The organism is Yersinia kristensenii (assembly GCF_900460525.1).
Taxonomy (GTDB): Bacteria; Pseudomonadota; Gammaproteobacteria; order Enterobacterales; family Enterobacteriaceae; genus Yersinia; species Yersinia kristensenii.
Genome location: NZ_UHIY01000001.1, coordinates 4,646,748 through 4,667,694, shown reverse-complemented (window position 1 = coordinate 4,667,694; position 20,947 = coordinate 4,646,748). Strand labels below are relative to the sequence as shown.

Genomic DNA, 20,947 nt, shown 5'->3' with positions numbered 1-20,947 from the left:
TACACTTGTTGGATACGAAAATCCCCTCCAGTAGGAGGGGACGTTTATATCTAATGTGGTGTAGGGTTAATTTGCTGTTACAACACTGGGCATAGGATTGAAATCAAAATAACCAGGTAATCTTTGAGTTCCCAGTTCCTGACCTAGATCTTTGAACCCTGCCATATATTCAATCATAGTATCAGCGGAGTATATCTCGTCATTAAGATATTCTGCTTCTTGCTCGGTATAGTCTGAGATGCTGTCTCTAAGCATTCTAACATCAGTGATATCGGCCACGTCAGAAATATCAGAAATAACTTTATTAGGATTGGTGAATGGATTATCTAGTGGCTTGGAAACCAGAAGTTCGCTTACATCATATACCTTACCGTCAATGACTATCTTTTCAATAACAGTCCCATGGTTAATATCTAATTTTACAAGTTGAGAAGTATAATCACTGAATGCTGTTTTTATCTTGGTATATAGTTCTGAACTCTTTTCATCATTCTGTGAGTTAGCAATATTAATTATCTCGTCAAAATGACTATTAACATTGTCAATAGACTCTGAAAGTAGGGCTGCCGGAACCCTTCCTTTCTGATAAAAATCATACATTTTATCGAATTCGAATAGTGCATTACGGGATTGGATAGCAGTATATGAGTGTGTTTTGGTAGCATTCATCACATCAACGTTTTGATATGTAGAGTTAAAAGCTTCATAGGCTTTATCTAAGTTTCTCTTGCGTTCAGTGTAACCGCTATCGTTAAATGTTACTACATTTTGAGTTTTTTTATCGCGGATATAAGCCCGGCCATCTTTACTTGAATATTCTAAGTTCTCTATTTTGGTGTTTTTAAATGTTAGGGTGTCGGTACCACCAGCATCGCTAATAACATAATGACTCTTCCCTAAGTCTATATTGAAATTATTATTTCCTGATTTCCCCTTTAATACTCTTACTTCGACTGCTGAATCTTCTGTTGCATGGCTATTATCTGTCATTTTCATTCCTGTTTATTTATTGCGGTTGTGGTTTGTCATTACAGGCGGTTTGTATTCGTGCACCTGACAAACCGTACTGTAATCACTTTCTAGTCCGGTTAAAATAAACAAACAATAAACATGTTCTCACAGTAATTTAATTAAATATATTTATATTATATATTGTTTTATAAAGTGGCATTTAATTTTGGCGTGTCAGTAATGGAAGGGATAATATAAATATCGGGTACTGAATTTATGTCGATACAGTACCCGAGTTCAAACCTAATTATTTAATCTTGTTAATATTTTTCACATCGACTTCCACAGAATTCCAGTCTTTATCCACTTTCCCTTCGATTTGGACTTTATCTTGTGGTGTGATGGTTTGGCCTTTCCAGCGCTTGTTGTCGATATCCACTGTAATGGTGCCGGTGCTATCGCGGAAAGTATAAGTATCATGGCCGAGCCGCTCTACGATATTCCCCTCTAAAGTGACGCGGGCGTCATCGCGCATGCTTTTCACTTTATCGACCGTGGTATTTGTTGCACTTGGGCCAGAGAAGCCACCTTGTGTTGCGGGTTGAGTCTGTGTTGTTGCCGGGCCGTCGAAACCCCCTTGCGCGGTGTTTGTCGCACTTTGCGCCAAGAAGGGTGTACTGCATAACATAGCCAAAGTGGCAACTAAGGTCAGTTTCTTCATTTTATTGCTCCTTCAATGAATGAATTATTGCATTTGAAACCAGAGGCCTTTTCGACCTCGCTACCCAATACTAGACCAAAATCACGTTAGAATTCGTCTAATAAGAAAGCAACCCATGCTCAAAAGGGCTGTTTGATGAATACAAATGGGGATAAAGTCTATTTAATCAACTTGATTGAGTGTTTTTTCTTTGCTGGCACTGGTCGTTTGATTATGCCGATAATAAGAAAGAATGATGAAAGGCCGCCCTGTTATGGCACTTTTTCGGCGAGCTGGACTCCAATCTCTGGTTATCATTTTTCAACTGCCATGCTTTTGCTTCTGTGCCGGGTTCTTTGCAAAAAGAGTTCTTTGTAGAAAATGTTCTTTGCAGAAAAGCTGATTGAATGCAGTGGTTTTTTAAGGAGCTTTAGATGAATATTCGCCTACGGTTGTCAGGGGTGCGCTTGTTGTTACTGGGGGCCCCTCTGTTATTGGCCGGGTGTTCAGCCACGTCCGGGTTTTCTTGGTCAAGTTTGTCTCCACTTAATTGGTTTAGCGGCAGCAGCAGTATGCAGGTTACTGATAATGGTGTCGGTGGTATCACGGCCAGTACCCCTTTGAGTGAAAATGAGATTAAAGAAGGGCTGAAAGGTGATTATCGGCTGCGTAGTGGTATGGCAACCAATGATGGCAAGCTGGTTTCTTTCTACCAAGCCATGAAAGAAAACCAAATTAAATTGGTTATCTCGGGCCAGCCTAAAGGCACAGTAGAGCGTATTGATGTCATGGATAAAGATATTCCGAGCCAATGGGGTGTTAGTATTGGATCGCCATTCAGTCAGTTATATAAAAAAGCCTTTGGTGTTTGTCAGAAAGGCACTGGCGATGATAGTGGTCAAATAGAATGTGCAGCACCTGACAGCAAGCATGTTAGTTATTTATTTGCGGGCAACTGGCATGGCCCAGAGGGCTTAATGCCATCTGACGATACTTTGCAAAGCTGGAAAGTTAGCAAGATTATATGGCGTGCTAAAAGCGAATAAATATTATTCGCCTATTAAGGCGTTATATTCTGCGCCTTAATAATCCCACCTGACTAAAAATCCATTTTCCTCCGCTCAATTTTATTTTGCGTTGACGCAAGGTTATTTTAATCGCTTCAGCTATGATATTTGGCATAATTGATATGAGCTTTTAGTGAGGAAGAGAAATGACTCAAGTTCAGAGTGGCATTTTGCTGGAGCATTGCCGTTTTGCCATTTTTATGGAAGCAAAAGTACAGGGCGAATTTGATGCTATTCGCCAAGGGTGCAAAAAATTCTGCCTTGCATTGCAAGAGTTACAACAAAAATTCCCTAATGAGCACTTGGGCGCAGTGATCGCTTTTGGTTCAGATATTTGGCATGACCTATCCAATGGCCAGGGTGCGCCAGAATTAAAGCCTTTTGTTGCCTTGGGCAAAGCGCCGATGATTGCCCCTGCCACCCAACGCGATTTATTGATTCATATTCAGTCATTACGCCAAGATATTAACTTTACTTTAGCACAAGCCGCTGTTGCCGCTTTTGGTGATGCTATTGCGGTTGAAGAGGAGACCCATGGTTTCCGCTGGGTGGAAGAGCGTGATTTTACTGGCTTTATTGATGGTACAGAAAATCCGCAAGGAGAAAGCCGGCCAGAAGTTGCTGTCATTGCTGAGGGCGAAGAGGATGCCGGTGGCAGTTATGTATTAGTTCAGCGTTATGAGCATGACCTGAAAAAATGGCAACGTATCCCAGAACACAAACAAGAACAAATTGTGGGGCGGACTAAGCATGATAGTGAAGAGTTGCCATCGGACCAGCGTCCTGATACTTCCCATGTTAGCCGGGTTGACCTTAAAGAGAATGGCAAAGGGCTGAAAATTCTACGTCAAAGCTTGCCTTACGGCACCGCCAGCGGCAAACACGGTTTGTATTTTATTGCCTATTGCGCGCGTTTACACAATATCGAGCAGCAATTATTGAGCATGTTCGGCTCAATAGACGGTAAGCACGATCTGTTATTAGGTTTTAGTAAGCCAGTGACTGGCAGTTATTACTTTGCGCCGTCGCTGACTAAATTATTGTCTTTATAAGTGCACTTATTCTGCATGACAAAAGGCCGGTTTCCCGGCCTTTATCTTTTTGTGACTCATTAAGTATTGTTATTAAATCGCTATTGCGTCGCGCATTCTATTCACCACGGTCTGTTTCTGTTCATTAGTCAGTGCGCGTAATGGTAAGCGCGGATTACCGGCATCAATGCCGTGTAATTGCATCGCTGCTTTACCGGCGGCAACGCCACCAAATTCAACCAAGACGCGAATAAGTGCAATAACCTGATCCATGCCGCGTTGTACGGCAACTTGGTTACCCGCATTAAAATCAGCAATGATTTTATGGAACAGCGGTGCTGCATAATTATAAGTGCTGCCAACTGCGCCAATCGCGCCGACGGCCAGTCCGCCCGGTAAATGCTCATCAACCCCGAATGGGATATCAAATTTACCGCCGCTGACACGTAGACAGCGCTGGAATTCATACAAATCCGCATTATTGAATTTAATCCCTGACAGGTTTGGGATTTTTGCTTCGGCTTTGATGAGGAATTGTTCCATATCCAAATTCACACCGGACATTCCGGAATGATAGTAATAAAAGCCTTTCGAGGGAGCCGCTGCCGCGATGGCCTGACAATAAGCAATGAGGTCGTCAAGATTACCCGGTTTGAAGAAGCATGGGCCGATGGCAGAGGTTGCGAAGATATCCAGTGTTTCGGCATGGCGAGAAAGGTCGACGGCATCTTTAATACTCAATGCGCCAGTATGTAAGGTAATGCTCAGTTTACCTTGCGCTGCTTTTACCCAGCGCTCGGCAATTTTTTTGCGCTCTTCTACTGAGCAATGAATGCCTTCGCCCGTGGTGCCACACACATAAACCCCTTTTACCCCATCATTCACCAGATGCTCGGCAATTTGGTCGATGACGGGATAATTAACTTCACCCTGCTCATCAAAGGGAGTGTGCGGAGCTGCGATCAGGCCAGTTAACTTTTTCATACGCATCCTTAATAAATCAGAGAGAGTCGGGGCATGGTTAGCCAAAATAGTTTTGAGTACAAGTGACATCTGGTGTAATCAATTACTCGTCAGTTTTGCTGTTTCACGTTGTTGAATAGCTTCACAAAACCAACTACAAATATGTTCTATACGCGTAATGGCAGAGCCGACGGTGACGGCATAAGCGCCTGCGGATATTGCCGCAGCGGCTAATGCTGGCGAGTTATAACGACCTTCTGCAATCACTCTACAGCCCGCTTGCGATAACTGTTTTACCAGTTCTAAGTCCGGTTCAGTGGGAATTGATGTTTGGGTATAGCCCGACAAAGTGGTGCCGATAAAATCGATACCTAAGCGGTGTGCTAACAAGGCATCTTCAATATTAGAGGCATCAGCCATCGCCAGGCAGCCGGTTGTCTGCACCCGTTGGAATAAATCTTCTACTGAAACCGGGCGAGGGCGGCAGGTGACGTCAAAAGCGATAATATCGGCTCCGGCGGCACTTAACGCATCTACATCTTCTAGCCAAGGTGTAATTCTGACGTCTGAATCAGGCAAATCACGTTTAATAATGCCGATGATTGGAGCATCGGTAACCCGGCGCACCGCTTCAATATTCCGAATGCCCTCAATCCGCAGACCAACCGCGCCACCTGCCAGTGATGCCAGTGCCATTGCCGCCACAATTTCTGGCGTATCCATGGCACTGCCGGGTACAGGTTGGCACGAGGCGATAAGGCCATTCTGGAGCTGGTGGCGGAGGCGACTTGTTTTACTTAGGTTCAGATTGCTCACGGTCTTTAGCTCCGATAAGATATTTTAAATGAAGTTTTACTCCATTATGTTAGATCTTTTATCCGTAGGGTGCAATGATCAACCTTCCATTAATCGGATCAAAAAGTATTTTTGTGGAGTGTAACTCCAATATTAAAATAACTATGGAGTTGTGGCGAAAAAATTGTCATAGTCATCCTATCAACATCATTACAGGTACAGAGGGTTGCGCCAGATGGGAAAAGTGTTGGCACTGGATATCGGTGGGACAAAGATTGCTGCAGCGGTGGTGACTGAAAGCGGCATGTTGGTTGGTCGTCAGCAGATGGCGACACCCCGAGGCGGGGCAGCACAACTGGCTATTGCGCTGGAAACATTAATAGCACCTTATCGTCATCTGGTTGATTTTATTGCTGTTGCTTCAACAGGCATTATCAGTGGCGGCCGTTTGACAGCACTTAATCCGGCTAATTTGGGCGGCTTAGCGGATTTTCCGTTACAAGATTGTATCCGGTCGGTCGCTGACTTGCCTTGTGTGCTGCTCAATGATGGGCAGGCGGCTGCATGGGCTGAGTATCAGGCATTAAGTCGTGATAGTGACAATGAAATTTCTGTAAACAATATGATGTTTGTGACGGTATCTACCGGTGTAGGCGGTGGCATCGTGTTGAATAAAAAACTCCTGGTCGGTCATCATGGGTTGGCCGGGCACATTGGCCACACGTTGGCCGATCCCCACGGCCTGTTATGTGGCTGTGGCCGTCGAGGATGTGTCGAAAGTGTGGCCTCCGGTACGGCAATCGGCGCAGAAACGCTGGGCTGGAAACAGCCAGTGACCGCCGTTAAGGTATTTGAATTAGCGCAGCAGGGCAATATTCAGGCGGAAAACATTATTAACCGCTCGGCGACCGCCATTGCTCAGATGTTGGCCGATATGAAAATGGCCTTGGATCTGGAAATAGTGATTTTGGGTGGTAGTGTCGGGTTGGCGGTGGGCTATTTGGAGCGGGTTATCGGCGCGCAAAAAATATTGCCGGAAATCTATCGGGTGCCCGTTCAGGCTGCTCATCACCAGCAAGATAGCGGGTTATTGGGGGCGGCACTGTGGGCCAGATCATCACTGTAGTCATAACATCAAAGCAAAACTATTGAGGTCAATATGATCAGTGGATCATTAACACAAACAGCTTTTTTCAGCGGGTTACCAGAACGTTTGCAATGGGTTTTAGCCTATTTGGCTAAGACGCCGTTGGTAGAATTAAGTTGTGGGCGTCATGAAATAGATGGCGAATTTGTTTTCATGAATGTGATGGAGTTCGATACCCAACCGGCTGAGAGTAAGAAAGCAGAAATGCACCAAACCTATGCCGATGTTCAACTGCTGATAAGTGGCATTGAGGGTATTGAATACTCAGTGCTGACACCGACCGAGCATCTTGAGCTTTATCATGCGGACGACGACTACCAACTTATCGCTGACATTCCAGATAAAAGCCAATTACGCATGCTACCGGGGATGTTTGCGGTATTTCTACCGGGCGAACCTCATAAGCCAGGTTGCCAGATTGCGGGATCGGGCACTATCAAAAAAGTGGTGGTGAAAGTTCATCATAGCTTATTGCATAACACATTATCTATATGATTTTTAAATAATAATAATGCAGGTTATCTTTGACATCTTCCCCGGCCCCCCGGGGTTTTTTTATTGATCTCACCTCGCACAATCCCGCCATTGGTCTTCACGAAATGGGTCAATTATGTCATGATACGCGACAGAAGCGTCCCTATCCGTCAATTCTCTTTCCCTTGAGGTGTCTGCGTGAATACTGGTGCCCCCCGTTTTAAGCCAGGTAAAATTCTTGATGCCTTGGGTGCGATGCAAAATAGCCTGACCCGCTCAGCGCAGCGCATTGCTGCTTATATTTTGGCGGAACCTGCCAAAGTTACCCAACTTTCTATTGCTGATCTTTCTTCCCTTACACAAGCTGGTGAAGCCACGATTATCCGTTTTTGCCGCACTCTGGGTTATAAAGGATTCCAAGATTTCAAAATGGATTTGGCCATTGAGGTGGCAACCCGCCATCACAGTGAAAACAGTCTGTTAGATGCGGATGTGCAAGAGGGCGATGATGCGCTGGCGATTGGCAATAAATTGCAATCGGCGATCAATAATGTGTTGTCTGAAACCCTAAACCTGTTGTCTATCGAGAGTGTCGAGCAGGTGGTTAAACTGCTGCGCCCGGCTGATCGAATCTGCATTTTTGGGGTTGGTTCATCCGGTATCACCGCGGAAGATGCCAAAGGTAAATTGATGCGTATCGGATTGCGGGTCGATGCGGCTACAAATAATCACTTTATGTATATGCAGGCCTCTTTGATGCGCCCCGGTGATGTAGCAATAGGTATCAGCCATTCGGGTACCTCAGCTGAAACCGTGCATGCATTAAAACTGGCGAAACAGGCCGGTGCCACCACCGTGGCGCTGACGCACAATATGGGCTCCACCATTACGGAACTGGCCGATTATGTGCTGATTAACGGCAACCGTCAGGGGCAGTTGCAAGGGGACTCCATTGGCACCAAAATTGCGCAACTGTTTGTGTTAGATCTGATTTATGCCCTGTTGGTCAAAGCTGATCCTGCTCAGGCAGAAAGTATTAAACGTAAAACAACCCAAGCCGTCAGCCAAAATGGATGACCGGTAATCTATTTCTGCTGCCATATCTAGCCACTGCTGCGGAGATCTTTCGCCCGCAGTGGTAAATACCTCATCATTCTGTTGCTTATCTTACTCACTCTGGCATTTCGCTATCTTTGTCACGTTTTAGAGACATTGTGATTGAAATAGCGGGCTAATCTTATACACTCAAATGGAGTTTTACTCCTTTTGTTTTATTTGTTTGGAGTAAAACCACATAAATATAAATGTGGCAAGAACCGTCGGGTAGTGACAGATTAAGTGATTTTAAACAATCGGTTGCTATGGTTTACCTGCCGCGAGGAAAACAGTTTCTGCCAGTGAATTTAGCTGGTGGTGGAGAGAGAGCGACGATATGAGCACTTCAGTACAACCACAAATGGACAAAACACCTCGTGGAGAGAAACCATTGCGCTGGTACCAGCAGCTCACCTCTGCACAATGGAAGGCATTTATTGCCGCCTGGATCGGTTATGCCCTGGACGGCTTTGATTTTGTTCTTATTACTCTGGTTCTGACGGATATTAAACAAGAATTCGGTTTGACGCTGATTCAAGCAACCAGTCTGATTTCGGCGGCCTTTATCTCGCGTTGGTTCGGAGGGTTGGTGCTAGGTGCTATGGGTGATCGTTATGGCCGTAAATTAGCCATGATCACCAGTATTGTGCTGTTCTCCTTTGGTACGCTGGCCTGTGGTTTGGCGCCGGGCTACACCACACTGTTTATTGCTCGACTGATTATTGGTATCGGGATGGCGGGGGAGTATGGCTCCAGTTCAACCTACGTGATGGAGAGCTGGCCTAAGAATATGCGTAACAAAGCCAGTGGCTTCCTGATTTCTGGCTTCTCTATCGGCGCAGTATTAGCCGCGCAGGCTTATAGCTATGTGGTCCCAGCATTTGGCTGGCGTATGCTTTTCTACATTGGTTTACTGCCGATTATCTTTGCTTTGTGGTTGCGTAAAAATCTGCCGGAAGCAGAAGATTGGGAAAAAGCACAAATTAAACAACAGCAATCGAAGCAAACCAAAGACCGTAACATGGTGGATATTCTGTATCGCAGCAACTTGAGCTACCTGAATATTGCGCTGACACTCTTTGCCGCCGCCGCCCTTTATGCTTGTTTCACGGGCATGGTATCCACCCCTGTCGTGGTGCTCCTCGGTATTCTTTGCGCCGCAGTATTTATCTACTTTATGGTACAAACCAGTGGCGATCGCTGGCCGACCGGCGTGATGTTGATGGTGGTGGTGTTCTGTGCCTTCCTCTACTCATGGCCGATCCAGGCATTATTGCCCACTTACCTGAAAATGGATTTGGGCTATGACCCACACACAGTAGGCAACGTGTTGTTCTTCAGTGGTTTTGGTGCCGCAGTGGGCTGTTGTGTCGGGGGCTTCCTGGGGGATTGGCTCGGAACGCGTAAAGCCTATGTCACCAGTTTGCTGATTTCACAATTACTAATAATTCCACTGTTTGCTATTCAGGGCAGCAGTATCCTGTTCCTCGGCGGGTTATTGTTCCTGCAACAGATGCTGGGCCAGGGGATTGCCGGGTTGCTACCAAAACTGTTGGGCGGCTACTTTGATACTGAACAACGTGCCGCGGGGCTGGGCTTTACCTATAACGTCGGCGCATTGGGCGGGGCATTAGCACCGATTCTGGGGGCTTCAATTGCTCAGCATCTCAGCCTCGGTACAGCGTTGGGTTCACTCTCATTTAGCCTGACATTCGTTGTGATTTTACTGATTGGTTTTGATATGCCATCCCGCGTGCAGCGCTGGGTTCGTCCATCCGGTTTGCGTATGGTGGATGCCATTGACGGCAAACCATTCAGTGGCGCTATCGGCCCAGTGGGTGCCAGTGTTGTGACGCAGAAATAATATTTCTACCTAAGAACGCATTTTTATCGCCCGGTGCAGTTTAGCCGGGCTTTTTATTGACCAGATATAAGTGAAATAGGCGGCTGGCGACCAGCGCGGTGACTGGCTTATAGCATTTGATACTTGTACATCACTAAACGGTATATAAAAGCGTTATAGGTATGCACCTAGTTATAAATACACTGAACATAATTTAAAGGCACAACATTCTCAATGAATAAGCTTGTTGCCAAATGAACCCAGTGAATAAGGTGCAAAATGAAACAGGTTTCAATAAAGAAAAATGGATGGACCCGAGTTGCCTTATTTAGTGCGCTAATCTTTGGTAGCGCAACCGCTTCCGCCACCGAGTTGCTCAATAGCTCCTATGATGTTTCCCGTGAATTATTCAGCGCCTTGAATCCGGGCTTTGAGACACAGTGGGAACAGCAAAACCCTGGCGACAAGCTGACTATTAAACAATCCCATGCCGGTTCCTCCAAACAGGCATTGGCTATCCTGCAAGGTCTGAAAGCGGATGTGGTGACCTACAACCAAGTCACTGATGTGCAAATCTTGCATGACCGCGGCAATCTAATCCCCGCTGACTGGCAAGCGCGTTTACCTAACAATAGCTCGCCATTCTACTCCACCATGGCTTTCCTGGTGCGTAAGGATAATCCAAAGAATATCCATAGCTGGGATGATTTGGTGCGTGAAGACGTCAAGCTGGTATTCCCGAATCCCAAAACCTCCGGTAATGGCCGTTATACCTATTTGGCCGCCTGGGGGGCAACTGAACAAGCTAATGGTAAAGACGAAGCTAAAACCCGCGATTGGATGAAACGTTTCCTGAAAAATGTGGTGGTGTTTGACACTGGCGGTCGTGGTGCCACCACCACTTTTGTTGAGCGCGGCTTGGGCGATGTGCTGATCAGTTTTGAATCTGAAGTCAATAATATCCGCAAAGAATATGGCAGCGACAAATATGAAGTGATTGTGCCGCCGGTCGATATTCTGGCGGAATTCCCCGTCGCTTGGGTGGATAAAAATGTCGAGAAGAATGGCACTGAGAAAGCCGCCAAAGCTTACCTGAATTACCTCTACAGCCCACCGGCACAGCAGGTGATTACCAGCTTTAACTACCGTGTTTATGATAAAGCGGCCATGGAAGCGGCTAAATCCCAATTCCCGGAGACCAAATTATTCCGCGTTGAAGAGCAATTCGGTAGCTGGCCACAAGTGATGAGCACCCACTTCGCCACCGGCGGGGTGCTGGATAAATTGTTAGCAGAAGGCCATCAGTAATGATGTCGGCATCCAGTAAACGGGTTCTGCCCGGATTCACCCTCAGTCTTGGGAGCAGCCTGCTTTACACCTGCCTGATCTTGTTATTACCGCTCAGTGCATTAGTGATGCAAGTGGCCCAGATGAGTTGGGCACAATACTGGGAGGTGATAACCAACCCTCAGGTGGTTGCCGCTTATAAAGTGACCTTACTGGCCGCCGGTGTAGCCAGTATTTTCAATGCGGTATTTGGCATGTTGATGGCCTGGATTCTGACGCGCTATCAATTCCCAGGCCGCAGTTTACTCGATGGTTTGATGGATTTACCCTTCGCCTTACCCACGGCGGTGGCGGGCCTGACACTGGCAACCTTGTTTTCTACCACCGGTTGGTACGGAGCCTGGCTATACGACGTTTTGGGAATCAAAGTCTCCTTTACCTGGTTAGGGATTGCGGTCGCTATGGCCTTCACCAGCTTGCCGTTTGTGGTGCGTACCGTGCAGCCGGTCTTGGAAGAGTTAGGGCCAGAATATGAGGAAGCAGCGGAAACGTTAGGGGCCAGCCGCTGGCAGAGTTTCCGTCTGGTGGTGATGCCAGAACTGGCTCCGGCATTACTGGCAGGAACCGCATTATCCTTTACTCGCAGTCTGGGCGAATTCGGTGCGGTGATTTTTATCGCCGGTAATATTGCCTGGAAGACGGAAGTGACCTCGCTGATGATTTTCATCCGCTTGCAAGAATTTGATTACCCGGCGGCCAGCGCCATTGCGTCAGTTATTCTGGCGGTTTCACTGGCGCTGTTGTTCGGCATCAACACGTTACAAAGTCGCTTTGGTCGACGGATAGGAGGGCATTGATGGCTGATATCACAGAATTTAATGGTGTGGCCCGCCCTCCGATCAACTGGGGAAAATGGACGTTGATCGCCATCGGCGCACTATTCTCGTTTTTATTGCTGGTGATCCCGATGGTGTGGATCTTTATCACTGCGTTCTCGAAAGGGATCGAGGTGGTCGGGCAGAACTTATTTGACCCCGATATGCTGCACGCCATTTGGCTGACGGTGCTGGTGGCGCTGATTACCGTGCCGGTGAACCTGGTATTCGGTGTGGTACTGGCTTGGCTGGTGACGCGGTTTGTTTTCCCCGGTCGCCAGTTATTGATGACATTAATTGATATTCCGTTTGCCGTTTCCCCGGTGGTTGCCGGTCTGATGTATCTGCTGTTTTACGGCTCAAACGGGGTGGTGGGCGGCTGGTTGGATTCTCACGATATCCAATTGATGTTCTCCTGGCCCGGCATGGTGCTGGTCACCATCTTCGTCACCTGCCCATTTGTGGTGCGTGAGTTGGTGCCGGTGATGATGAGTCAGGGCAGTCAGGAAGATGAGGCTGCGGTGTTGTTGGGGGCCTCTGGCTGGCAAATGTTCCGCCGTGTGACCCTGCCGAACATTCGCTGGGCATTGCTGTATGGCGTGGTGTTGACTAACGCTCGCGCCATTGGTGAATTCGGTGCGGTTTCGGTCGTTTCCGGTTCTATTCGCGGCGAGACCTATACCTTGCCGCTGCAAGTTGAGTTATTGCATCAGGATTACAACACCGCCGGGGCCTTTACCGCCGCCGCGTTATTGACCCTGATGGCAATAGTGACCCTTTTTCTGAAAAGCGGCCTGCAATGGCGCTTAGCGCGTCAGGTTGTTCGTCTTGAACAGGAGCAAAAGCATGAGCATTGAGATTGATAATATCAGTAAGTATTTTGGCCGCACCAAAGTGCTGAATGACATCACACTTGATATTCCTTCCGGCCAAATGGTGGCTTTGCTTGGCCCTTCTGGTTCGGGAAAAACCACCTTATTGCGCATTATTGCCGGGTTGGAGAATCAAAACGCCGGGCGTTTAAGTTTCCACGGCACTGATGTGAGCCGCTTGCATGCGCGTGACCGCCGTGTTGGGTTTGTGTTCCAGCATTACGCGCTGTTCCGCCATATGACGGTGTTCGATAACATTGCTTTCGGTTTGACGGTGTTACCGCGCCGTGAGCGGCCTAATGCGGCGGCTATCAAGCAGAAAGTGACCCAGTTACTGGAAATGGTGCAATTAGGTCATTTGGCGAGCCGCTATCCATCACAACTTTCTGGTGGTCAAAAACAGCGAGTGGCTTTGGCGCGTGCATTAGCGGTTGAGCCGCAAATTCTGCTATTGGACGAGCCGTTTGGTGCTTTGGACGCGCAAGTGCGCAAAGAGCTGCGCCGCTGGTTGCGCGAGCTACATGATGAATTAAAATTCACCAGCGTCTTTGTGACGCACGATCAGGAAGAGGCCATGGAAGTGGCTGATCGGGTGGTGGTGATGAGTCAGGGCAATATTGAACAGGTGGGGACGCCAGATGAAGTATGGCGCGACCCGGCGACTCGCTTTGTGCTGGAGTTCCTCGGTGAAGTAAACCGCCTGAGTGGTGAAATCCGCGGATCACAACTGTTTATCGGTGCCCACCATTGGCCGTTGGATTTAGCGCCAATGCACCAAGGCAATGTGGATCTCTTCCTGCGCCCTTGGGAGATGGAAGTTAACACTCAATCGAGCGATCGCTGCCCGCTGCCGGTTCAGGTGCTTGAAGTCAGCCCGCGTGGCCATTTCTGGCAATTGACGGTGCAACCTATTGGTTGGCATCAGGATCCTATCAGCGTGGTCTTGCCAGAAGGCAATATTGACGCCCCGGTGCGCGGCACTCGCTATTATGTTGGTGGATTAAATGCGCGCTTATATTCTGGTAATCAATTATTGCAACCCATTGCTTTAGCCCAAAGCGCCTGATAAGTTTTCTATAATATGGCGAACAAAGGTGGCGCAATAACCGCCTTTTGATTAATGACAAAGCTGCTGATAACACAGTGAGTGAAGGGTTTACCGCACCTAGGGCCACTCCGACGGCTCACGCCGTTACGACCCCAACGGCACGATTCCCCTTAATGTGACTTTTTCAGCAGTCTGAAAGGTGGCCTGGTAGCCACCTTTTTCTTATTGGTAAATAAAGGTATTTACAGTGACAACCCTCGAACACTGCATCGGCAACACCCCTTTGGTAAAACTACAGCGCTTAAGCAAAGAGCTGAAGGCGGAGATTTGGGTCAAACTGGAAGGCAATAATCCAGCTGGTTCGGTGAAAGACCGTGCCGCACTGGCGATGATCCAGCGGGCAGAGCTGCGCGGGGAGATATCTCCGGGTGATGTGCTTATCGAGGCCACCAGTGGTAATACCGGCATTGCGCTGGCGATGATCGCCGCCATGAAAGGTTATCAACTGAAATTACTGATGCCGGACAACATGAGCCAGGAACGTCAGGCCGCCATGCGCGCCTATGGGGCCGAGCTAATTTTGGTCAGCCGTGAGCAGGGGATGGAAGGCGCAAGGGATCAAGCGCTGGCGATGCAAGCAGCAGGGCAGGGTAAGGTACTGGATCAGTTTAATAATATGGATAATCCTTATGCGCATTTTACCGGCACTGGGCCGGAAATTTGGCAGCAAACCGCCGGGAAAGTCAGTCATTTTGTCTCCAGCATGGGTACGACCGGCACCATTACCGGTGTTAGCCAATATCTGAAAAGTCAAAATCCGGATGTCACTATTATCGGCTTACAACCGGCCGAGGGCAGCAGTATTCCAGGCATTCGCCGTTGGTCGCCAGAATATATGCCGGGTATTTTCCGCCCTGAATTGGTGGATAAGGTATTGGATATCACACAGATTTCAGCTGAACAGACCATGCGCCGCTTGGCTACAGAAGAGGGGATTTTCTGTGGTGTTAGCTCCGGTGGTGCGGTGGCTGGGGCATTACAAATCGCAGCTGAAAACCCAGGCGCGGTGATTGTGGCGATTATATGTGATCGCGGAGACCGCTATTTATCAACCGGGGTTTTTGAGTAATTAAAGGGACTAATCCTTTGATTAACAAAATATATCAAAGGGTTAGAACTTATCTTGATTATTGTTTTCGGCTTATTTGGTCTGCTATCTTTATTGGCTATATTCCTGATTTCACTCAAAATGAAAAGTAGTAAACCAGTTTTTTATTTTGTAGTTAACAGCACATTTCAAAAAACTGAACCCCACTTTCACCCCCCTCTCTTTGGCGTGCTGTGACAGACTCGCATGATATTCATCGGCTGTAACCTGTTGCATAATCAATCAAATTTTCTTGAGCTACGATGAAGAATAGAGTTAATCCCCCTGCCAGAGGATAATTGACTATCAAAGCCGATGAATACTCATTAAGTCAAACTCAGGGATATGTAAGGATTGAGTAAAACCGGCTGCACGCTATCAAAATAGGCATGAAAATAGCCAAAATTGGGCAGGAGAGTGAAGAGATGAAAATTTTGTTAGTCGATGATGATGTTGAGCTGGGCAACATGCTGAGGGAATACTTAAGCGGCGAAGGTTTTAATGCCGAATTGGTATTAACCGGTAAAGAGGGCATTGCCGCCGCTTTGTCTGGGGAGTATACCGCCTTGATTCTCGACATTATGTTGCCTGACATGAGTGGCATTGATGTTTTGCGCCAAGTGCGGAAAAAAAGCCGTTTACCGATCATTATGTTGACGGCCAAAGGCGATAATATTGACCGTGTTATTGGTCTGGAAATGGGCGCTGATGATTATATGCCGAAACCCTGTTATCCACGCGAGTTGGTGGCCCGGTTGCGCGCCGTATTACGCCGTTTTGATGAGCATCCCGATGCGCCCTCGGCGGATGACAGTGTCATTACGCATAGCGATTTGACGCTCAATCCGTCGACCCGCAGCAGTGAATGGCAGGGCAAGCCTTTTGATTTGACGGCCTCGGAGTTTAATTTACTGGAACTATTGTTGCGCTCGCCAGAACGGGTGGTTACCAAAGATGAGTTATCTGACAAAGGATTAGGTCGGCCGCGGGAAGCCTACGACCGCAGTGTCGATGTGCATATCAGCAATATCAGACAAAAACTTGCGGCATTGCCGGGGAATACGTTAAATATTGAAACAGTCCGTAGCATTGGCTACCGCATCAGATAATTGCCATTGGTGGAGTAAGTTAGGTATGCGTGGACGGTTATTCTGGAAAATCCTGCTGGGATTTTGGCTGACCTTTATTTTAATGACTCAGATGCTCTGGGTGGTGTTTTCCTTTTATGGCAATCGTCATGAACCCCTTGAGCGCGATATGATACGCCAGATTGCTCAATTGCAGGTCGCTTCGGCGGCCTCGGTGCTACAAAGTGGTGGTTTGCCAGCCCTAAATGCCATGATGGCGAATTGGTCAAAAACAGATAAAAATCACTTTTCAGTATTGCCTGCGACAGAAATGCCCCAAATTACAGCAGAATCAGCGGATAAGACGTTGCCTGCCACCGGCCGGGAGCCAGAGTTTTACAGCAGAGAAGTCACGGCCTGGGTCAAAGGGTCGGATGGACAGAATTATCGTATCAGTTACGACATTGATGGATTGCGGGAAGTTAATCAGCAGGGAAGAGCCGATGAGGGTCGCCATGAAATATTGAACATTCCGATCCCCATGATTTGGATGGGAGTGCTGGGCGGCTTGTTCTTTAGTACATTTTTGGCCTGGAATCTGACGCGGCCAATGCGGCAACTGCGTGCCGGTTTTGAACGCGTGGCGCAGGGGGATTTGTCGGTGCGGCTATTGCCTGTTATGCGCCGTCGCCATGATGAGCTGACTGAAGTCGCGCGCGATTTCGATTCAATGGCCGAGCGGCTGAAAGAATTGGTCAGTGCGCGCGAGCAGCTATTGCATGATGTTTCTCATGAATTACGTTCTCCGCTGGCTCGCTTGCAATTGGCGATTGGATTAGCACGTCAGAACCCCAAAAATGTCGAAAACTCATTGCAGCGTATTGAACATGAATCCGAACGGCTGGATAAGATGATTGGTGAGTTATTGGCGCTATCTCGCGCCGAAAACCACAATATCGCCGATGATGACGAATATTTCGATTTGCACCAGTTAGTGGCAGTGGTGGTCAATGATGCTCGCTATGAAGCACAGGTACCGGGGGTTGAAATCCTGCTACAGGTAGCACCGCAAGTTGACTATACCGTCAAAGGGAATGCTGAGCTGATGCGGCGAGCGATTGATAATATTGTCCGTAATGCGCTGCGCTTCTCCACCCAGGGGCAACAGGTCAAAGTGGCGCTGTCATTGGTTGATAAGAGCTACCAGATTCAGGTCTCAGACCAGGGGCCGGGGGTTGATGAGAGCAAACTATCTAGTATTTTTGACCCCTTTGTCCGGGTCCAATCAGCCCTATCTGGCAAAGGCTATGGTCTGGGGCTGGCTATCACCCGCAAGGTGATTTTAGCGCATGGTGGGCAGGTTGAAGCAAGAAACGGTGAGCAGGGGGGCTTGGTGATTACACTGCGAGTACCGCGCTGGATGGCAGCCGATTAAGTGACCAAACAAAAACGGCGCCCTTAGGCGCCGTTTCTCATTCGTACAAAATTACTTCTTGATACGAATAATCGGTGTTTCACCCACGGTGACACTGCCGGACAGTTTAATCAGTTCTTTGATCTCGTCCATGTTGGAGATAACCACCGGAGTCAACGTAGACTTGGCTTTCTCTTCTAACAGAGCCAGATTGAACTCAATAACCACATCCCCTTTCTTGACGCGCTGGCCTTCTTCAGCGATGCGTTTGAAGCCTTCGCCTTTCAGTTCAACAGTATCAATACCGAAGTGGACGAACAGCTCAATGCCGCTGTCTGATTCGATAGAAAATGCATGGTTAGTTTCGAAAATTTTACCGATGGTGCCGTCAACAGGAGCAACCATTTTATTGCCTGAAGGTTTGATGGCAATCCCATCACCAACGATTTTCTCTGCGAACACAACATCAGGAACATCTTCGATGTTGACGATCTCACCAGACAACGGCGCGACGATTTCAATAGTGCCACTGTCTTTTTTATCATCTGAAACCAGTGATTTCAGTTTATCGAACAAACCCATGATCTTCTCCTAAGTATTTATACTCGTCATACTTCAAGCTGCATGTGCGTTGGCTGCGTTCAATCACCCGAATCACTTACAACACAGTAAGCTCATCGGGACTCTCTCACTTGCCGCCTTCCCGCAACTCGAATTATTTAGAGTTTATATTGGGCAGCAGTCCAGTATCGTGGAATTAGCAGAGCGTTTTTTCTTCGATGAATGTGGTAACCAAATCCATCAATTCCTTCGCTGTTGGTTGAGCCAGTGCTTGCTCCGCCAACACCTTCACATCTTCGAAATTCGTATTACGGATAATTTTCTTGATGCGTGGGATCGAAATCGCACTCATGCTGAACTCATCCAGCCCCATGCCCAATAGCAACAGTGTAGCACGTTCGTCGCCAGCAAGTTCACCGCACATACCGGTCCACTTACCTTCAGCGTGAGACGCATCAATTACCTGTTTGATCAGGCCCAATACCGATGGCGACATTGGATTATAGAGATGAGAAATCAGCTCATTACCACGATCTACTGCCAGAGTATACTGAGTTAGATCGTTTGTCCCAATACTAAAGAAGTCAACTTCTTTAGCTAAGTGGCGAGCGATGACCGCCGCCGCAGGTGTTTCCACCATCACACCGACCTCGATAGTTTCATCAAAGGCCTTATTTTCTTCACGTAATTGGCTTTTCAGCAGTTCAAGTTCTGCTTTCAGTTCGCGCACTTCTTCCACCGAAATGATCATCGGGAACATGATACGCAATTTACCAAACGCCGAGGCACGCAAGATGGCGCGCAGCTGTGCGTGCAGAATCTCTTTGCGATCCATAGCAATACGGATGGCACGCCAGCCCAAGAATGGGTTTTCTTCTTTTGGCAAGTTCATGTACGGCAGATCTTTATCACCACCGATGTCCATAGTACGGACGATAACTGCCTGAGAGCCCATGGCTTCCGCAACGGCTTTATAAGCCTGGAACTGCTCTTCTTCAGTTGGCAGAGAGTCGCGGTCCATGAACAGGAATTCGGTACGATACAGGCCCACACCTTCAGCGCCATTACGTTCAGCACCGGCGATATCACGCACAGTACCGATGTTGGCAACGACTTCAACCTGATGACCATCAAGGGTAATAGCAGGTAAGTCTTTCAGTTTGGCCAGATCATTTCTTTCGGTGATGTACTGAGTTTTCACCGCTTTCAACTGCTCAATGACTTCGGCAGTTGGGTTTAAATAAATTTTGTTATTGACCGCATCGAGGATCAAATAATCATCATTCTGGATTTCTTTAGTCGCATTACTGGTCCCGACGATAGCCGGCAATTCCAGTGAACGGGCCATAATCGAGGTGTGAGAGGTACGGCCACCTAAATCGGTGATGAACCCTAACACTTTATCCAGATTAAGCTGCGCGGTTTCTGATGGGGTTAAATCGGCTGCAACCAGAATGACTTCATCCGGAATTGCGCTCAAATCAACAATAGTCAGGCCGAGAATATTCTTCAGAAGGCGTTTACCGATGTCACGCACGTCAGCCGCACGTTCTTTCAGGTATTCGTCATCCAGTTCTTCCAGTGCTTTCGCCTGGCCTTCAATGACTGAATAAGCTGCGGCGTCCGCAGATTGCTTATCATCTTTGATGAGGGCTATGATTTCCTGCTCAAGCTCTTCGTCTTCCAATAGCATGATATGCCCTTCGAAGATGGCAGCTTTCTCTTCGCCGAGACTGGCTTCAGCTTTGGTCTTGATCGCTTCCAACTGTTCAGCCGCTTTAGCCCGCCCAGTTTTGAAACGCTCGACTTCTTGCTCCACTTGGTCAGCAGAGATCTTTTTCCGGTTGATGACAATCTCATCTTCTTTCAGTAAAAGTGCTTTACCAAAAGCGATACCCGGTGATACTAAAATGCCTGAAATCATAACCCTACCTTACTCTTGACTGGTGTTAACTAAAAAAGCGCGCGTGATTACTCAAGCTCTGCCATCAGTTTTACCAGATGCTCAACAGCTTTCTTCTCATCTTCGCCTTCAGCCGAGATCGTAACAACAGTCCCTTGGGTCAGGCCCAGAGTTTGTAGTTTGAACAGGCTCTTGGCGCTGGCGCTTTTACCGTTAGAAATCACAGTAATTTCGCTCGCAAAGCCTTTTGCTTCTTTTACGAACTGGGCAGCAGGGCGGGTATGCAGACCGTTTGGTGCAGTAATAGTAACTTCTTGCTGGAACATTGTATTTCCCCAACTTATTGGATTTATGTTGTGGAGCTAAAGTTTAGTGTAAAAGCCAAACTTTAGCCTGTATTAGTGCGCGCATAACTCATCATTCAACTCGCGCATGACTATGCCTCAACCAGTGACAAGTCACAAAGACAGTTTCTGATGCAACCTGAATCCAGATCTAAAATCATCACTATCAACTCTAAGAATAATGCTCTCTTTGCGTTATGTCTTCAATCAGCGTTCAGTGATGACATTTTTTGTTGTGTTGCATAATTGATAAATCGATTCAGCCAGAGAGGCGCTCAATACACGATTAATTTCGCGTATCAAAATAATTGACCGGTTAAATACTAAACCCAGAGGGTAAAATCAATCTTTATGTAGTAAAAA

At 47.5% G+C, this 20,947-nt stretch carries 20 protein-coding genes; 13 read left to right on the top strand and 7 right to left on the bottom strand.

The genetic code is table 11. The annotated features are described in order from the left end of the window. Positions 1-66 precede the first annotated feature (66 nt). Complete coding sequence (locus tag DX162_RS21810; protein ID WP_032820848.1) at positions 67-990, bottom strand: hypothetical protein; 924 nt, start codon at positions 988-990, stop codon at positions 67-69. A gap of 268 nt (positions 991-1,258) precedes the next feature. Continuing rightward, a complete protein-coding gene (locus tag DX162_RS21805) occupies positions 1,259-1,672 on the bottom strand; it encodes a YgiW/YdeI family stress tolerance OB fold protein (protein ID WP_004392543.1) in 414 nt (137 codons plus the stop codon). Positions 1,673-2,085: 413 nt separating this feature from the next. On the opposite strand from DX162_RS21805, the gene DX162_RS21800 reads away from it, so the two are divergent. Next, on the top strand, positions 2,086-2,697 hold the full coding sequence (locus DX162_RS21800) for an RpoE-regulated lipoprotein (RefSeq protein WP_004392545.1): 612 nt from the start codon (positions 2,086-2,088) through the stop codon (positions 2,695-2,697). Positions 2,698-2,864: 167 nt separating this feature from the next. Next, a complete protein-coding gene (locus DX162_RS21795; RefSeq protein WP_004392547.1) occupies positions 2,865-3,770 on the top strand; it encodes a Dyp-type peroxidase in 906 nt (301 codons plus the stop codon). Between the two features lie 72 nt (positions 3,771-3,842). Here the strand turns inward: DX162_RS21795 and DX162_RS21790 are convergent, their stop codons facing one another. Both DX162_RS21790 and DX162_RS21785 read right to left on the bottom strand, forming a co-directional pair. Further along, positions 3,843-4,733, bottom strand: coding sequence for a dihydrodipicolinate synthase family protein (locus DX162_RS21790; protein ID WP_032820849.1), 891 nt, complete (start codon positions 4,731-4,733; stop codon positions 3,843-3,845). Between the two features lie 78 nt (positions 4,734-4,811). Continuing rightward, the gene (locus DX162_RS21785; protein WP_071777689.1) at positions 4,812-5,519 is read right to left on the bottom strand and encodes an N-acetylmannosamine-6-phosphate 2-epimerase; all 708 of its coding nucleotides are present in this window, start codon (positions 5,517-5,519) and stop codon (positions 4,812-4,814) included. A 223-nt stretch (positions 5,520-5,742) separates the two neighbouring features. Between DX162_RS21785 and DX162_RS21780 the strand changes: the two genes are divergently transcribed. The 11 genes from DX162_RS21780 (at position 5,743) to DX162_RS21725 (ending at position 17,797) form a co-directional block, all read left to right on the top strand. Beyond that, complete coding sequence (locus tag DX162_RS21780; protein ID WP_004392550.1) at positions 5,743-6,633, top strand: N-acetylmannosamine kinase; 891 nt, start codon at positions 5,743-5,745, stop codon at positions 6,631-6,633. Between the two features lie 33 nt (positions 6,634-6,666). Then, the gene (nanQ, locus tag DX162_RS21775; protein ID WP_004392551.1) at positions 6,667-7,149 is read left to right on the top strand and encodes an N-acetylneuraminate anomerase; all 483 of its coding nucleotides are present in this window, start codon (positions 6,667-6,669) and stop codon (positions 7,147-7,149) included. Positions 7,150-7,383: 234 nt separating this feature from the next. After that, a complete protein-coding gene (locus DX162_RS21770; RefSeq protein ID WP_246584726.1) occupies positions 7,384-8,205 on the top strand; it encodes a MurR/RpiR family transcriptional regulator in 822 nt (273 codons plus the stop codon). Between the two features lie 355 nt (positions 8,206-8,560). Beyond that, positions 8,561-10,087 carry an MFS transporter gene (locus DX162_RS21760; RefSeq protein WP_004392553.1) on the top strand — a complete coding sequence of 509 codons (1,527 nt, stop codon included), beginning with the start codon at positions 8,561-8,563 and terminating at the stop codon, positions 10,085-10,087. Between the two features lie 258 nt (positions 10,088-10,345). Next, entirely contained in the window at positions 10,346-11,374 is a 1,029-nt protein-coding gene (locus DX162_RS21755) for a sulfate ABC transporter substrate-binding protein (RefSeq protein WP_004392555.1), read from the top strand. Beyond that, positions 11,374-12,210 carry a sulfate/thiosulfate ABC transporter permease CysT gene (gene cysT, locus DX162_RS21750; RefSeq protein WP_032820850.1) on the top strand — a complete coding sequence of 279 codons (837 nt, stop codon included), beginning with the start codon at positions 11,374-11,376 and terminating at the stop codon, positions 12,208-12,210. The genes DX162_RS21755 and cysT overlap by 1 nt, the downstream gene beginning before the upstream one ends. After that, entirely contained in the window at positions 12,210-13,085 is an 876-nt protein-coding gene (cysW, locus tag DX162_RS21745; protein ID WP_004392556.1) for a sulfate/thiosulfate ABC transporter permease CysW, read from the top strand. The genes cysT and cysW overlap by 1 nt, the downstream gene beginning before the upstream one ends. Next, positions 13,075-14,166 carry a sulfate/thiosulfate ABC transporter ATP-binding protein CysA gene (cysA, locus tag DX162_RS21740; protein ID WP_032820852.1) on the top strand — a complete coding sequence of 364 codons (1,092 nt, stop codon included), beginning with the start codon at positions 13,075-13,077 and terminating at the stop codon, positions 14,164-14,166. Before cysW ends, cysA begins: the two co-directional genes overlap by 11 nt. 229 nt (positions 14,167-14,395) lie before the next feature. Further along, positions 14,396-15,277, top strand: a complete 882-nt coding sequence (gene cysM / locus DX162_RS21735; RefSeq protein WP_032820853.1) for a cysteine synthase CysM — start codon at positions 14,396-14,398, stop codon at positions 15,275-15,277. Positions 15,278-15,720: 443 nt separating this feature from the next. Further along, on the top strand, positions 15,721-16,404 hold the full coding sequence (locus tag DX162_RS21730) for a response regulator transcription factor (RefSeq protein ID WP_032820864.1): 684 nt from the start codon (positions 15,721-15,723) through the stop codon (positions 16,402-16,404). A 25-nt stretch (positions 16,405-16,429) separates the two neighbouring features. Continuing rightward, a complete protein-coding gene (locus DX162_RS21725) occupies positions 16,430-17,797 on the top strand; it encodes an ATP-binding protein (RefSeq protein ID WP_004392560.1) in 1,368 nt (455 codons plus the stop codon). 51 nt (positions 17,798-17,848) lie between these two features. Here DX162_RS21725 and crr read toward each other — a convergent pair whose 3' ends face one another. The 3 genes from crr to ptsH all read right to left on the bottom strand — a co-directional run bounded on the left by crr (position 17,849) and on the right by ptsH (position 20,566). Then, positions 17,849-18,358, bottom strand: coding sequence for a PTS glucose transporter subunit IIA (crr, locus tag DX162_RS21720; protein ID WP_004392561.1), 510 nt, complete (start codon positions 18,356-18,358; stop codon positions 17,849-17,851). 175 nt (positions 18,359-18,533) lie between these two features. Next, positions 18,534-20,261, bottom strand: a complete 1,728-nt coding sequence (gene ptsI, locus DX162_RS21715; protein WP_004393587.1) for a phosphoenolpyruvate-protein phosphotransferase PtsI — start codon at positions 20,259-20,261, stop codon at positions 18,534-18,536. 47 nt (positions 20,262-20,308) lie between these two features. Then, entirely contained in the window at positions 20,309-20,566 is a 258-nt protein-coding gene (gene ptsH / locus DX162_RS21710) for a phosphocarrier protein Hpr (protein WP_004393588.1), read from the bottom strand. Between the last annotated feature and the right edge of the window lie 381 nt (positions 20,567-20,947).